This is a genomic window from Tellurirhabdus bombi, assembly GCF_021484805.1.
Classification (GTDB): domain Bacteria; phylum Bacteroidota; class Bacteroidia; order Cytophagales; family Spirosomataceae; genus Tellurirhabdus; species Tellurirhabdus bombi.
On sequence record NZ_CP090557.1, the window covers coordinates 174,874 to 190,636 of the forward strand.

The 15,763-nt window shown below is 48.1% G+C and carries 10 protein-coding genes; 2 read left to right on the forward strand and 8 right to left on the reverse strand.

What is annotated here, in order from left to right; all coding sequences use genetic code 11:
* Positions 1-208 precede the first annotated feature (208 nt).
* The 7 genes from L0Y31_RS00730 to L0Y31_RS00760 form a co-directional block, all read right to left on the reverse strand.
* Positions 209-1,876, reverse strand: a complete 1,668-nt coding sequence (locus tag L0Y31_RS00730) for a hypothetical protein (RefSeq protein ID WP_234735150.1) — start codon at positions 1,874-1,876, stop codon at positions 209-211.
* A 129-nt stretch (positions 1,877-2,005) separates the two neighbouring features.
* Positions 2,006-3,484 (reverse strand): APC family permease, encoded by a 1,479-nt coding sequence (locus L0Y31_RS00735; protein WP_234735151.1) that lies wholly within the window; start codon positions 3,482-3,484, stop codon positions 2,006-2,008.
* Between the two features lie 123 nt (positions 3,485-3,607).
* Entirely contained in the window at positions 3,608-3,832 is a 225-nt protein-coding gene (locus tag L0Y31_RS00740) for a DUF4834 family protein (protein WP_234735152.1), read from the reverse strand.
* Positions 3,833-4,020: 188 nt separating this feature from the next.
* A complete protein-coding gene (locus L0Y31_RS00745) occupies positions 4,021-5,739 on the reverse strand; it encodes a GMC oxidoreductase (protein WP_234735153.1) in 1,719 nt (572 codons plus the stop codon).
* Between the two features lie 54 nt (positions 5,740-5,793).
* Positions 5,794-6,504 (reverse strand): gluconate 2-dehydrogenase subunit 3 family protein, encoded by a 711-nt coding sequence (locus tag L0Y31_RS00750; RefSeq protein WP_234735154.1) that lies wholly within the window; start codon positions 6,502-6,504, stop codon positions 5,794-5,796.
* 145 nt (positions 6,505-6,649) lie between these two features.
* Positions 6,650-8,416 carry a M14 family metallopeptidase gene (locus tag L0Y31_RS00755; protein ID WP_234735155.1) on the reverse strand — a complete coding sequence of 589 codons (1,767 nt, stop codon included), beginning with the start codon at positions 8,414-8,416 and terminating at the stop codon, positions 6,650-6,652.
* Positions 8,417-8,421: 5 nt separating this feature from the next.
* Positions 8,422-10,077 carry a M14 family metallopeptidase gene (locus tag L0Y31_RS00760; RefSeq protein WP_234735156.1) on the reverse strand — a complete coding sequence of 552 codons (1,656 nt, stop codon included), beginning with the start codon at positions 10,075-10,077 and terminating at the stop codon, positions 8,422-8,424.
* A 1,132-nt stretch (positions 10,078-11,209) separates the two neighbouring features.
* On the opposite strand from L0Y31_RS00760, the gene L0Y31_RS00765 reads away from it, so the two are divergent.
* Positions 11,210-12,001 (forward strand): helix-turn-helix transcriptional regulator, encoded by a 792-nt coding sequence (locus tag L0Y31_RS00765; RefSeq protein ID WP_234735157.1) that lies wholly within the window; start codon positions 11,210-11,212, stop codon positions 11,999-12,001.
* Between the two features lie 114 nt (positions 12,002-12,115).
* On the opposite strand, the gene L0Y31_RS00770 is transcribed toward L0Y31_RS00765, so the two are convergent.
* Positions 12,116-14,458, reverse strand: a complete 2,343-nt coding sequence (locus L0Y31_RS00770) for a glycoside hydrolase family 20 protein (RefSeq protein ID WP_234735158.1) — start codon at positions 14,456-14,458, stop codon at positions 12,116-12,118.
* A gap of 208 nt (positions 14,459-14,666) precedes the next feature.
* On the opposite strand from L0Y31_RS00770, the gene L0Y31_RS00775 reads away from it, so the two are divergent.
* The gene (locus L0Y31_RS00775; protein WP_234735159.1) at positions 14,667-15,722 is read left to right on the forward strand and encodes a sialidase family protein; all 1,056 of its coding nucleotides are present in this window, start codon (positions 14,667-14,669) and stop codon (positions 15,720-15,722) included.
* The last annotated feature ends 41 nt before the right edge of the window (positions 15,723-15,763 follow it).

The window sequence follows — 15,763 nt, forward strand, 5'->3', positions numbered from 1 at the left end:
TTACCTAAGATTAGTAGGATTTTGATATGTTATCCCGAATCTAGCAATTTAATTCGTCAAAAGAGAGTCAAAATGGGGTTATACCGCTAAAGAGCTGTTTTGTTTTCTCAATCCATAAAGCCGTTCTTATTATAAAACGTAAATACAAAAAAAGCCCGTATCAATACGGGCTTTTTTCAGCAATAAATTCCGAAATTTTGCGAGTTCCTTACCGGTTGGCGGTCATGGCATTCATGGAAACTTCCACCATTTTTCCTTCACCAGATTTGGCTGTTTCATAGACGAAATAGGCTTTTTTATGCGTAGTGTCATACACATAATTTTTAAGCATCAAAGGCGAATCGGGCATCAGGCTACCTTTAGGCGTTATATCCGTTACCTGCATTTTCTCCCCTAGATTGACAATTTGATTGCCTCCTGGGCTAGCAATAATAAACCGGGGAGTAGCTTCTTTCTCGTCAATTAATTCAATCTGAGCAGGCTTGCTCGAAGGTGCCAAAGCAACTTTTACCGCCGAAGAAACCGTAAAGTCTGGATTTATACCGGAGATGTACAAGGTACTGTAGAGGTTCTTATCGCTCTCAAAGTTTTGGTTTGCAAGGTATATTTTGTTGTTCGCCACAAAAATTTGGCTTCTGTCTCCCGCAGATAGCGTGCCTGCTTCTTTGGCATTATCCAGCCGGGTCGACGAAACTTTTCCTTTATCATTCAGTACCACAACTTCCTGGTATGGCTTGAGAATTTTCTCCACATTCGTCGAAAGAACATGCAACTCAGCTCCTTTTTCAATCGCCAACTCTGGATAAAAACCCCGCGAATTCTCTGGCGATCCCTGTTCGATAGGATATTGATATTTCGGTTTTCCTTCCAGATCGATGAAAATAATGTTATGCCGGTTCTCTAACGGGTCTCTCTGTTTCTTACTGGCCATACTGACTAAACTCCGGTATGATAATAAGATTCCTCTGGGCTTGCCTGACTCATCGATAACTGGCGTAACACCGTTCAAAGACCGAATGTATTCAAATCCAGGGTCGATAATTCGCAAAATAGTACAGTTTTCATCAAAGACTATAAACTGGAACAGCTTGTACATCGCCCAGTTGTCTTTGTCTTTTTTGGTGACGATTCCAACGTGTAAGTTAGAACCCGGAATAGGATATATAGGGCTGCTTTCCAATACTCTTAAGCCTTCAAGCTGCCGCGCATTTTCTTCGCGGTTTTGCGCTTTGAGCATCTTGTAAACTAATTCGCCCGTAGCAGGATGAGAAATGATTGGTAGTTCAGACGGACTGGCGGCCAATGCATACCGGCCTCCTTCTGATTCGAAAGCGTATTTCCGCTTTACCTGTTTACCAGCCAGAAATGGGTATTTTTCTGCGGCTGCCGCGTAATTCAGTGTCACCGGTTTTTTGCCAGACATCTCATCCAGCCGGTCTGTAGAGAACATGTTGTATTTATTGTCTGGATCTAAGGCTGAAGGGGCAATAAACTCTTCCTGTTTACTAGTTCGTTTCAGCGTCGCGGGATTAAACCGGTTCGATATAAGCAAGGGAACAGCAGGTGTTGCTGGCATGCCTTGGGTGGTCGAGATACCAAGAACGGATGGATCGACCATGGCTCTGGCCATTTTGTTAAGAAAGCTGCCTCCTTTTTTCTCTTTCTTGACAATTTCAGGCCGGACCTCGCCTTCTATGCGGTGCCACCCATATACGTCAATTTCGCCAGAGCCAGCGTCAAGCTGAATAGCGGTCAAAACCGGCTTGTTGGTCGTTTTTTTATAGTCAGAATAATCGAAGGAAACTGACTTCTCAATTGTCTGTGCAAATGAGATAAAGGGAACAAAACAGAGAGGTAAAAGTTTTTTAACAGACATAAATGTTAATAAGTAAGATAAAATTACAGGCACAATTTATCATTACTTATTAACATTTATACATACGACTAGATCATATATTACAAATATTTCACCTTAAAGTTTAAGTAGTCTTCTTGAACGAAGATGTTACGCTTTTTGGCCTCGCTGCGTGAAATAATAAACCGGAATACCCAACCCTGCAATTAACAGACCCATACCCGTGTTGAAGGTTTTCTCTTTTAGAAGAATAACGCAAATCAACAGGCCTGCAACAATGTAAATAATGGGGACGAGCGGATAGCCAAATGCCCGGTAAGGCCGTTCTGTATTAGGTTCTTTCCGACGAAGCAGGAAGATGCCGCCGATGGTTACAATGTAAAAACACAGCGACGCAAAAGTGCAATAGTCGAGCAGGTCACCATAACGACCCGAAAGGCATAGGATCGAAGCCCAGAGACACTGCAACCACAACGCTTTCGCGGGTACGGAGTGTCGGTTTAGTTGCGATGCTTGCTTCGGGAAAAGGCCGTCTTTCGCCATGGCGTAATACAAGCGCGCACCCGCCAGAATCAACCCGTTGTTACAGCCAAACGTGGAAATCATGATGAGTAGCGCCATGATCCCGACGCCAATATCTCCGAAAATAACGGACGCGGCTGCCGTTCCCACGCGGTCGTATTCCGCAAACTGGATACCGCGGCTAAGTACGTCCGTAGCAGCCGGATCGCCTTTCAGCGGTAGCAGCGACAGATAGGAAATATTTGCTAAGGCGTAAATCGTCGTTACAATCAACGTACCCAGGAAAAGGCTCAGAGGAATGTTGCGGCGCGGATTTTTGATTTCCCCGGCAATAAAGGTCACGTTGTTCCAGGAATCGGCGGAGAACAAAGAGCCAATCATGGATGTCCCGAAAGCCAATAGCAAGGCGATTCCTGTCAGTGGCAAAACAGAAACGACATTTCCATCCGGATCCAAGGTCGTTTTGGTTGCCTCCCAGGCGTTGTCAAAATTAGCGGCCAGAGTTCCACTTCCGAGGCCCAGAGAAATGCCGACAATGATCAACCCCAGCAGGGCAATTATTTTAGCGGAAGTAAAGACGTTTTGAATGAGTTTTCCCGCCTGAACTCCCCGGCTATTTAGCCAAGTCAGCAGGACAATACTGGCAATGGCATACAGCGATCCAATCGTTATTTTGATGGAACCTAAGGTAAGAATTACGTTTTCAGGATTAAGTGCGGGAATAAAAACCGCCGAGAATTTAGTGAAGGCCACCGCCACTGCCGCAATGGTTCCCGTCTGGATAACGGTGAAAACGGTCCATCCGTAGACAAAACCGGTTAGTGAGTTATAAGCGCGCTGGATGTATACATACTGCCCCCCCGCTTTAGGCATCATCCCCGCCAGCTCGCCGTAGCTAAGTGCCGCCGCAACGGTGATTACGCCCGTAAGCACCCAGAGCAAAAGCAGCCAGCCTGTTGAGCCAACATTCCGCCCCATATCGGCAGAAACAATAAAAATACCGGAGCCAATCATGGTACCCGACACAATGAGCGTCGAGTCAACCAGGCCAAGGGAACGCTTAAAATCGGTTTGTTCTTCGTTTAAAACGTCTGTTGATTCTGACATGCGAGGAAAGAAGTTATGATCTCACCCCTAAACTAGAGAATTGAAGCGGTTTTTTCTCATCTCCGTCAACAAATCAACCTCAATAGGACATTTTTAGACTATTAGCGGTTAATTAAGGTATTTTTACACCTCTTCGTAGTCCACATAATCGCCTCCCTTGATTCGCGAGTCAGTAGCCCCGGGCGGGACATGATCTACCTTTGTTTTTCCTTGGTTTTTTTCGTACTGCTTAGCCGCCTTTTTCTGTGCGTTTACTAGTTGGCGCCCTACCAACAACCAAAATACAAAGCGTCGCACAGCGGGAACAAAAGCAATAATCAAGAAAACAAGAAACAGGTATTTTAACATGGTTATCAGGAGTTTGCTGCTGTATTGCTATCTACTCAGCCAGCTAATAAAGAATCGATCGTTTATCCTTTAACGAAAATTAGGGCAAAAGAGTTGACTGAAGCCTTTGAATTTTAAACGCAGTGTTTGCACTAACTACCACCACTAGCCAGCGGCGTAATTTAGGCGAACACTGCGTTTAGTCAAACTTATAAATTTTTCTTTTTCAATTCATTAACGGCAAACTCAGCCGCCCGCGCCGTGAGCGCCATGTACGTGAGTGATGGGTTTACACAGGAAGCAGATGTCATAGCAGCCCCATCGGTTACAAAAACGTTTTTAGCGCCCCAAACCTGGTTGTTTGCGTTTAGGACTGACGTTTTCGGATCGCGTCCCATCCGGGCCGTACCCATTTCGTGAATACCAATGCCCGGATTTTTTGTCAGGTCATTGCGTGTTTTGATGTTTTTTAGACCGGCAGCGTCCAGCATTTCAGCCGCTTCGTTCATCATCGCTACGCGCATTTTCATGGCATTTTCGCCCCAGGCTGCATCAAATTCAATAATCGGTAAACCCCACTTGTCTTTTTTGTCCGTGAGGCGCATGCGGTTCTTTTCGTCGGGCAATGTCTCGCCAAAACCACCCAGGTTGAACGTCCATTTACCAGGTTCAGTCAGCGACTCCTTGAAGGCTGGTCCGAAGCCTTTCATGGATGAGCCACGCACCCAGCTTTCGCGGCTGCCACCACCCTGATAGCCAAAACCACGAACGAAATCGCGTTTTTTGTCTTTACCCCAGTTGGCAAAACGAGGCAGATAAATTCCGTTCCCCCGCCGACCGTAGTAATACATGTCTTCCATACCGGCAAAATCGCCGCTGGCGCCTGCATTCAGGTGGTGATCCATAATGTTACGGCCCAACTGATCAGAATCGTTGCCCAGCCCATTCGGGAAACGCTTCGAGGTCGATTGCATCATCAACCAAGCCGTATTGATAGCCGACGCATTCAGGAAAATGATTTTGGCAAAGTATTCCTGGTGCTGTTTGGTATTCTGGTCAATTACGCGAACGCCGGTCGCTTTCTGCGTTTTATCGTCATAAATGACGTTATACACAATCTTATCCGTAACCACGGTCAACCGCCCTGTTTTGGCGGCGGCTGGCAGTGTAGACGACTGCGTGCTGAAGTAAGCGCCATACGGACACCCCCGAATACACAGGTTTCGGTACTGGCAGGTTGAGCGGCCCAGATCCGTCTGAATCTTCGTGGCTGCGGTCAGGATAGCCGGGCGCCCAATGGTCAGACGCCGTTCCGGGAAGTGCTTCTCGATGGACTTTTTCACATCTTTTTCCACGCAGTTCATCTGCATGGGGGGCTGAAATTCGCCATCTGGCAGCACATCCAGGCCTTCTTTGCTTCCCGAAACCCCAATAAATTTTTCAACGTATGAATACCAGGGGGCCAAATCTTTATAGCGAACTGGCCAATCTACCCCATGACCGTCTTCGAGGTTGGCCGTAAAGTCCTTTTCGTTCCAGCGGTAACTCTGGCGACCCCAGACCAGCGAACGCCCGCCCAGGTGATACGCCCGAACCCAGTCGAAGGGACGTTTTTCCTCATATGGATTTTCCTTGTCATTCTCAAATAGATACGCGTTTGGCTCATTGGCGGTATAACCCGTTCGTACACCGGCCCAGTATTCCTCGCGGGCCACGTTGTCTACCCGGCCCCGGTGTGCAAACTCCCAGGGGTCCTTCATGGCTGTTTCGTAGCCCGATATGTGTTTAATATCCCGACCACGCTCCAGCATCAGGACACGTAAGCCTTTCTGAGTCAACTCTTTGGCGGCCCATCCACCAGAAATACCTGACCCTACCACAATGGCATCGTAAGTCAGGGCTTTTTTTGCATCTATATTTAAATTCATGCGTTCTGTAGGAGAAATAAAACGTTTAAGACTAAAAACGGCACCTAAAAAGGGTTAGATTGCCCAGGCTTTCTGGCCTTTTTCCAGTTTCACACAGCCATCATAACGACCCGGAATCTGTACATAAGCCAGGGCTTTTGTGGCCCCGATTTCGGAGGTGAAATAACCGAGCAGGGTTAATTCTTTCATCAGGGTAAAAAACGGAGTAACCGGCTCATTCTTCTTGCGCGCTTCCTGTTTGATAGAGCCTGTTTCACTATCTACCTCATTGGATTTGGCGGTTGCAGTTTCTACCCAATCTGGCGGAGCGCCGCCCGCTTTCTGACCCGCCATTTTACCATCGTCCTTACCGCGTTTGATTTCTTTCTCCGCCCGATCTTCAAATTCCGTCAAGATGGCCGTTTTCTGCTCATTCGACAGCTCAACGAACGATTTATTATGCGCCTTTTTACTTTCCTGCTCTACATCGTCCAGCCCTTTTTGAAAGCTTTTCCGTTGCCGGTCGTCGTAACAATCCTTGAGCATCATTTCAACAAAAGGCCCTACACCCGCTGCTTTGGCTCCCGGCGTTGAGGTAGTCGGGATAATCATCTCGGCAATTTCAGCGAGCAGGGCCTGCTGATCGGCCGCTAAAGCAAAACTTGTTGGAGCCACACCACCGGCAACGGCTGGTTGAGGACTCGCCAAGATGGCTGCCATGGTTGGCGTGGAAAGGGTTCCGCCCATCAAGAGCGCCACTCGCTGTAAAGCATCTCTTCTATTCAACGTTGTAACGGATTAAAGTAAAAGGAACAATCTAGGCCCCCGCTATTTCATATGGCTAGTGGGGTAGTTAACAAGGCACTAAGCCCCGATTATGGCTACTAATTTAAACAATCTTAAGATAAATTATCCTTTTTTTACCAGGTTCTTACATCGTTTTTTCGACGACACCGCCTTTGCGGCTATCTACCGAAACAGTGTATTTGCCGGGATTTCCCTTGACGATCCAGCGTACTTTCACATTTCCCATACCTGGAATGCTAGGAACCTCGATGGTTGCCGGATTATTTTTTTGCTCTCTTGTCAAGCCCAGGTCCGCATTTTCGACAATCATGGCAGCCACAACATTGCCTCCTTTGAGCGTAATGTAATCGGGCCGCTCAATTTTGAATCTAACGTCGTGGGCCGAGTGCGTCGGAATAACGCGCTGGTTGATAATGACAGCCGTTACTTCGGTCAGACCATTATCCAGTGAGCGGGAAGAAATGTTCTGTATATCCAGTTTAGGCGTCTGATTGGCGTGGTAAAGTGTGAAGGCCATGTTCCGGTGTGCGTCTTCCTCAAGCATGAAACCGGGGTGGTTCCGAACGTAATTTTTCTTAGATCCACCAATCTCGATGTCGCCGTATTGCGGATGCTTGAACGACTTCCAGGGCACATACGCGTCATCAAACAGTAAATATTTACTAAACTGATTGAACTCATCGTTCTGAAAGCGATTGTCGTCGGTAGCTTTCTGGCGATACAGCAGATAGGAAGTCATTAACTCATTGGAAAACGTAAAAATCCCCCGTCCCAAAGCCAGCCAATCTATCTCACCTCCGTAAACGGTGTATAAATCTTTGTGGATAACGTAATAATTGTATCCCGGAATGATTTTCTCGCCTAGTTTTCCAATCACATCGTAGACTGCAATGTCCGAAGATGCATAATATTGCTGGTCTTCCTCCGCTCCTGGACCCCGTAGAAACATACCGCCGTAGTTGTGGTAGCTCTGGGCGCCGGCAATGTTCGGGTGGCTCATGATGTATTTCTTGATGGCCTGGGTTTCCGGCAGCGTACCGGGGTAGAACAGCGCCCCGCCCTGAATGTAATCGGGCTGCCAGCTCCAACCCCAGTCGCGGTTTGGATCGTAGCGACCCGCCCCGTCCTCGTTTACCAGCCCATCACCATCGTTGTCAATGCCTTCGTAGCCCAGAATTTCGTACTCGCCGGGTTCATCCGCCTTGGCGGGAATCAGGCGCAAAGGATCATTGGGATCTTGTTTCCAACGGCCCAGGGGCGATTTCCGGCGCATCTGCACAATATTTCCGTCCCCATCGAGATCATCATACCCATCCTCATCCACATAGCCATCGCCATCGTCATCCAGCGGCATCATGCCCGAACGCGGCGAATTGGCATTATTGGGTTTGCGGATAAAATCTTCACGCGCGTCCGGGTTGATGGACGGAGCAATGTAGAACGTTTTGTCTTTCAACAAATTGGTTATAAACTCCACGTTCCCAAAGTTTTCGGCCAGATACCAGGCCGTGTACATCGCGATTTCCGAGCCTTGTAACTCATTCGAGTGAATATTTCCGTCGATGTAAAAACCGGGTTTGCGTTCGGGGTTGCCGGTCTTAAAATCGGAGACAACCATTACCCATAGATCACGGCCCTGAAACGTTTTCCCCATCGACTCTACTTTGACCAGATTCGGGTGCGCTTTGGCCATGTCCTGGCAAAATTTAGCGATTCCCGCGTAGTCGTTGTAGTGGTTCCAACGCATCGGGACTTTCGGATTAGCCGGGGAGCCAATTGCTCGCAAACCCGTTAATTCGTCGCTGATGGCCTGCTCTTTTGAATTGGTTTTCTGCTGCGCAAAGGCAAGGTATGAACAAAGGCTAAACGCCAGTATTAAAAGCTTTTTCATTCGACTTACTTCAGATTTACGTCTACTGATTTGATACCCGTCATGGCATTGCCCGCTTCCAGCGTAGCCCGACCGTTTCCGCTCACGAGGAAGCTTACTTCCATCGACTCGCCAGCCCCCATAGCTCCCCGAAGAAGCAAGCGACGTCCTGACACCACGGTCTGGCCATTTCCTGTTTTCAGCTCAATTTTCATCTTGGGCACAAAACGTACACGATCACCTAATTCAGCACCCGTAGGCAGTAATCCTTTGTTAACCACCTGCGCCGTTATCCGCGTCAGTCCACCCGACAGACTTTCGGTACGCAGATTCACAATGTCGATCACCGGCATCTGGCGCGCAAAGCTGGTCAGGAATTTGAGGTGCTTGTCCGCCGCTTCATTCAGAAATTGCACGGGCGGATTATTTTTGGCATAAGGTGCAAGGCCACCTACCTCTACTTTTTTACCCGGAAAATCGGGGTGGTTAATGGACGTCCAGGTTACGAATGCATCTCGCAGGTTATTGGCATCGGCCCATTTCAGGAATTTCACTTCCTCATTGTCAGAGGCTTTCGTGCCGGCTTTGGCTTTCGCTGTATCGGCAGAGGTCGTTTTTGGCACCCACCAGCCTGGGGTCGAGAAGCTTAGCCGTCCGTAGTGGTAGTATGCCGTCTGCGCAAAGTTTCCTTTCGTGGCTGGCATCGCTGGTGCATCTTTCAAACCCGTTTGCACGTTGTATAGCTTTGACACAAGATCGCCAACAGTGGCATCTTTTTCCAGAACACCCGTTACAATCCGTTTTGTGGTTTTAGCCCGGTCGAATTTAGGCGCTTCCGAAAGGTTGTTATACGGGCCGAAAGTAAAGACTGCGTAGACGTTGGATGCCTTGTAAAGGAAGTTAAGCAATGCCTGATTTTCCGGCTCCGAAACCGCCATTTCGCCCGAACCGGGCACAAAAATGGGATAATCGAAGGTAAAATTCTTGTCGAGATTAACCCCGCCAGGGCCGTCTTCGTTAAACTGGCCGTCTTTGTCATTATCAGTCCCTTCCGAGATTAGCAGGTAGCGTCCAGCCTCCCCTTTCGACGGATCGGCTTTAACCAGCACCCGTGGATCTTCTTTACTAGGCACAAAAAGCCCCGTCGGATCTTCGACCCGCACTTGCGTAATTAACCCGTCGCGGTTCAGGTCTTCGAATGGATCTTCGTTCACGCGTCCATCGCGATCATCATCCGTTTCGGCGCCGTTGCCGCTGCGTTCGTAGCGTAGCGGGCTCGTAAATTGCTCCTGCGCGTCGGGATTTACGCTCGGAAAAATGTAAAAGGTTTTACTGTCCAGGAGACGTGCCACGCTATCCTGATTCGAGCTAGCGAGCAGTTTTTCAGCTAGTTGAACGGCCAGTTCACTCCCAGCCAGATGAGTTCCTTCCACGCCTGCTACGATAGCCACGGCGGGTTTCTGAGCGGCCTGGCCACGCCCTACGGTCAATAACCACACCTCTTTGCCCCCCCGCGATTTGCCAATTGACTGCAAATTGGTCAAGGCGTTGTAGCGACCGGAGAGGGCTTTTAATCGACTGGTGAGCTGAGCGTGAGAGTTATAACCTGGTGTCTGGGCGCTTGCTAGCACAGGGACAAAACAACCAGCAAAAACAAAAAGCAGTATACGTTTGAATACCATTTAGTTAAGTAAACGAAGAAAGAATAAACGGAAGTTTGTTGACGCTCAAAAGTAAGGAAAAAGTGAATTGAGCGGTAGATAATCTGCTATTCCTGCGCAAAAGCCGCTTATTCAAGCACTAATCTGGCTTTTCTCAATCACATGGAAGCAAAAAAACCAGCTTTCAAAGCTGGTTTCTTTTCGGAGGTAACAAAGGTTATTTACTAAGTGAGAACTTTCGCCACGAAAGTTTATTTTAATATTTGATCCTAGTTAAGTAGCGACCTAAACCACTACTCAACTTTTATTTAGGCCTTTATTTATAAATATTATTGCGGTCGTTTTCTATAAATTTTCCGCTAATAATAGAAGATCAACCGTGGATGAGCGGGACGATTAGATCCAACAAACCACCCTTTAGGTTGACTACTAACAATTAGTAATTTTTGGAGAAAATAAGGGTTAGTGACACTGGCTGAAGGCGCCGTTGCGTTGTGAAGAATTCATCAGAAAAACAGGCAGATGTAGCTAATGCTAACATAGACAGACGAGTTAAAAGTGTACAAGTTAACAGCGGTGGTATGTGATCGTCTTTTCATTTATCCCGAAAAGAAGGCAATTACTTACTTACTGATTAGTACGCTAAATTTGTAGACACAAGATCCAGAAGCTCTTCAATGGCCAATAGGCTGTGTGCGTTTATAGTGCAAAAAACGGCCTAAATGAGGCATTCTACCAAAAAAACAGGATAGACTTGATATAGACAGCCTTTGCGAATAGACAAAATGTTACCATTTTTACTGTTTTATTACCCTAGTTAGCCGTGCCAGCTCTGTCTTTGTCCGTTATTTTTAGAAAAGTACCTTCCACCTATGCAACTGCCTTTGAGCATTACACGCTTTCCATTAGCCGCAGCCGTTTGAGGTATCTGCTTTGGGCCTCCATTGTTATTTTTCTTCAGATCGTTTTATTAGACATTATTAAGTACCGCAGTAAGATCCTTTTTTCCGATCCGATTCATCTTTACATGCTGTATTTCCAAGGTGTAATGATAATCAGCATTGGGCTGGCTGTTTACACCTTAAAGAAGTGGCCTCGGGGTGCACACTATTTATCGCGGCATGTCCGTATAAGTTACTATGCCTGTTTGACTATGGGTAGCCTTTATCTTATTGGTCGATCTGTTTTTGTTTATCTGGAAAGAGGGTCGCTGAACTTTTACATGACCGCCCTGATCACCCTTCAGCTTTTACTTCTGACCAACTGGAAAGCCCGGATTTGTATCTCCGTCGTTGGCCTTTTATCCATGAGTACCCTGATTTATCTCTTTCCTCCTATTTCGGGTAGCTCCATAAAAATCTCTTATATATACGAATGCATCGGGATCACTTTTATGACTTTTCTGGGATCGACCTATTTTTACAACCTGGAAATACAAAAGTTTTTAAACCTGCATACCATCCAGATACAGAAAGAAAAACTGGAAACATACACGTGTCTGCTTGAGCAGGAAAAACAGCAACAAGACCACAAACTGGAGCAACGCAGCCGCGAGCTAACCAGCTATACCCTACAGGAAATGAAAAACAGCCGCTTTCTGGAAGAAATCAGAAAAAGTATTCAACAAGAGGAACCGGCTGAAATAAAAAAAATTCCTAACCTGATCAGCATCCATTTGCAGGGTGAAAGCAAGTGGACCTACTTTAAAGATGTATTCGAAAATGTGCATCCCGACTTCTTTAGCCGCGTTCACGCGCAATTTCCGGCCCTAAACTCGAATGATATACGCCTGATCGCGCTGCTAAAAATGAAGCTTAGCACCAAGGAAATTGCGGATATTCTGGGCATTTCGCCTCAAAGTGCCAACACCGCCCGGTATCGATTGCGGAAGCGGCTGCAACTCAATCCCGATGACGATCTGGAAAAGCTGATTTATCAGTTGTAATCACCCAAAAACAAAAAATTACGTTTCCAGTTAAAAGCATATAGTCTATATCCACACCATAAAAAAGGCCTGTTCATCGATGAACAGGCCTTTTAACCTTCTTATTTCGCTTTTTTAATCGACGGTAATCTCGTCGGCAGCTACCCAGGCGTCCTTACCCGCGTTAGGCATTCCGGCAGGGACTTTACCCACATTCTGGGCAATCACCCGTACGTACCGCGCGTTCGTCTGTCCGAAGGTAATGATCTGCTTAAGCACTTCTTTTTTGCCCCGCTCGGTTGGGTCCAGTGTTACCACCTTGACCGATTTAAACGCCTTTCCATCGTCAGAAACCTGAACGTCAATCTGTTTTGGCAATAAAACATTCCCTGCTGTCGCCTTCACCAGTCCAATCGTCACCATGGTTATCGGTTGCGCCGCCCCCAGATCAATCGTTGCGTTAAAGTCGGCATTTTTCACGCCCGCGATGCCCCGGATATCATCCAGGTAACCAATCGCTGAGCCTGGTTTGCCATCCGTCAGAACAGCCAGATCGGCATTTTTAGGCCGCGTTGCTGCCGTAGCCAGTTGAACGCTTTTGCCCGTTGCTTTCGACACAATATAATTCCAGGACTGAACTTCGCCCATTACCTGACCGCCTTTGACAGCCACCGCCTTGACGGTTCCCGACTGCGTTAATACCAGTGGTTTGTTATACGCCGCCGATTGCAGCATAGGCTCACTTCCGTTCAGTGAGTACCGAATCTGGCAATCGTCGTCTTTCGCTTTGAGCGTAACGCGCAGGCCACCGTCCTTGGTCGGCGTTGTCTCGGCCAGCACATCGTAAAAGGCCCGGGAGTAGCTCACGTTTAGGAAGCCAAGCCGCTCAAGGTGCGGCTGAATCCGCTTGCTGAAATCTTTCCAGTCTTTTTGTTCACGCGGAGTCCAGACCACTTCCGACAAAGCCGCCGCCCGTGGCCAAACCATGTACTCAACGTGCTCCGGCGTTTTTATGTACTCCGTCCAGACGTTGGCCTGTGCCCCGATGATGCGTTTCTGCGCATCGGCTGACAAATTCTGCGGCGTTGGTTCGTACGAGTACGTTTGTTCCAACGGCAAGAATCCACCAATCGACGTTGGTTCTTGTGTCGGATCTGACTGGTATTTATCCAGATACAAGAAATTTCCCGGCGTCATAATGGCGTCGTGGCCTTGTTTTGCCGCCGCAATCCCGCCTTCGGTTCCGCGCCAGCTCATGACGGTCGCGTTTGGCGACAGACCACCTTCCAGAATTTCGTCCCAACCGATGATTTTACGTCCTTTTGACGTCACCCATTTGTCGATTCGGGTGATGAAATAGCTTTGCAGTTCGTGCTCATCTTTCAGCCCTAACTTCTTAATTAAATCCTGACAGAATTTGCTTTGTTTCCAGGAATCTTTCGGGCACTCATCCCCACCGATGTGAATGTACTGGCTGGGAAACAGCTCCATTACTTCCGTCAGGATATTCTGCAAAAACTCAAATGTTTTGTCATACGGACAGAACACCTCCGGAAAAATACCCCATTTGGTGGCCGTTTCGTAGGGTCCGCCCGTGCAACCGTACTCGGGATAAGCCCGCAGAGCCGCCAGCGCGTGACCCGGCATTTCAATTTCGGGGATAATCGTCACGTATTTGGATTGGGCATATTTCACCACCTCCCGAACTTCATTCTGGGTGTAGAAACCATCGTAAGGCTGGCCGTCGAAGCGCTGCGGGTCCGATTCATAATAGTGGCCAATGATCGTTTCTTTCCGTTCTGCTCCCTGCTGGGTTAATTTCGGATACTTTTTGATTTCAATTCGCCAGCCCTGGTCGTCGGTCAGGTGCCAGTGAAACGTATTCATTTTATGCAGCGCAATCAGGTCGATGTATTTTTTAACGAATGCCACCGGCATGAAATGGCGGGAAACGTCCAGGTGCAAGCCCCGGTAGCTATAGCGCGGTTTATCCTCAATGCGGCAAGACGGAATTGCCCAGTCGATCACCATTTGCGTATTCACACTTCCCCGGAACACCTCGCTCGGTAAAAGCTGCATCAGCGACTGAACCGCATAAAAGAATCCTTTGGGGTTGAGCGCTTCAATCGTAACGACTTCTGGTTTGATATCAATGCGGTAGCCTTCTTCACCAATACTGGCATCCTGCGAAGGCTGAAAAGAAATCAGATTTCCGGGAAGCGCCATTTTATTGCTATTGCGAACTGCCACCTTCAGGCCGCTGGAAGCGTTAAGCTGGTTAGTAAACAGATCGGCAATGGATTTTACCTCGTCGTTTCCCACAGGAACCATGACCGTGGTAGTATTACTGAGCTGAAATTTACCCTGGCGGGCCTCCAGTTTAGCCGGTTTAGGAATAATTGGGTATTCATTGGCTGACTGGCTAAATCCCACCGAGGACATTAGTAAGCCAAGCCATAAGAAACTGGCTTTGAGCATAAGGGTTAGTTTTTAAAATTTTTAATTATTCAAAAGTAGCGAAAAACCAGCAAGAACATTAAGATAGATACCTACCATTATTGCATGGCCTATTTTGAGGGACTTTGCGTATAATATAGGAAGCAATCAGACAAGAAATTTCCGCGCGACCTGATAACGGAAGCTAACTTTTCTGGTACATTTGAACTCATTCGCTCTTACCTTTTCTATGAAGCTCCTGCACTTTACCTTTCTCTCGCTCCTATTTTTTGCCCAGATTTCACTTGGCCAGACTGCCAAGGGAGTACTCAAATCTGAATTTATTTACGAACAGGCTCCGTTTCCTTCCTGCCATGCTTCGACGCTGGCCGAAACGCCGCAGGGCATCGTAGCCGCCTGGTTTGGCGGTACCCACGAAAACAATCCAGACGTGGGGATCTGGTTTAGTCAGTTAGTGAACGACAAATGGACCGCCCCGGTCGAAGTCGCAAATGGCGTGCAGGCCGACGGAAAACGGTACGCCAGCTGGAACCCGGTCTTGTTTCAAATGCCCAACGGTCCGCTGCTGTTGTTCTTCAAAGTGGGTCCCAGCCCGTCAACCTGGTGGGGGATGCTAACCTCCTCGACCGACGGCGGCAAGACCTGGGCCAAACCGACGCGCCTGCCCGAAGGCATCCTGGGACCGATCAAGAACAAACCGGTTTTGCTTTCGTCGGGCCAGTTGCTTTGCCCATCGAGCAGCGAACACGATGGCTGGCGCCTGCATATGGAAACCACCGCTGACGGCGGCAAAACCTGGAAAAAATCGGAGCCGCTCAACGATGGCAAGACCTTTAGCGCCATTCAGGCCAGTATTCTGTTTCACCCCAACAACCGCCTGCAATTGCTTTGCCGCAGCAAAAACAAAGCGGTTCTGGAAGCCTGGTCGAGCGATAACGGCAAAACCTGGTCGGCGCTTCAGCCCACGAGTTTGCCCAACCCTAATTCGGGTACGGATGCCGTCACGCTCCGCGATGGTCGTCAATTGATCGTGTATAACCATACCGCTAAAGGACGCTCGCCGCTCAACGTGGCTCTTTCGCCCGATGGCAAACGCTGGCAAGCTGCTGCCGTGCTGGAAAACGAAGCGGGTGGCGAATTTTCGTATCCCGCCGTTATTCAAAGCCGCGACGGACGCGTGCACATTACTTACACGCATCACCGGAAGAAAATCAAGTATGTGGTTCTCGATCCCGCCAAGCTGGAACTTACCGATATAAAAGACGGAAATTGGCCGAATCGGTAAGACCCTAACGCGAATTTCAAGCTGCATTCGGCCTAATTATT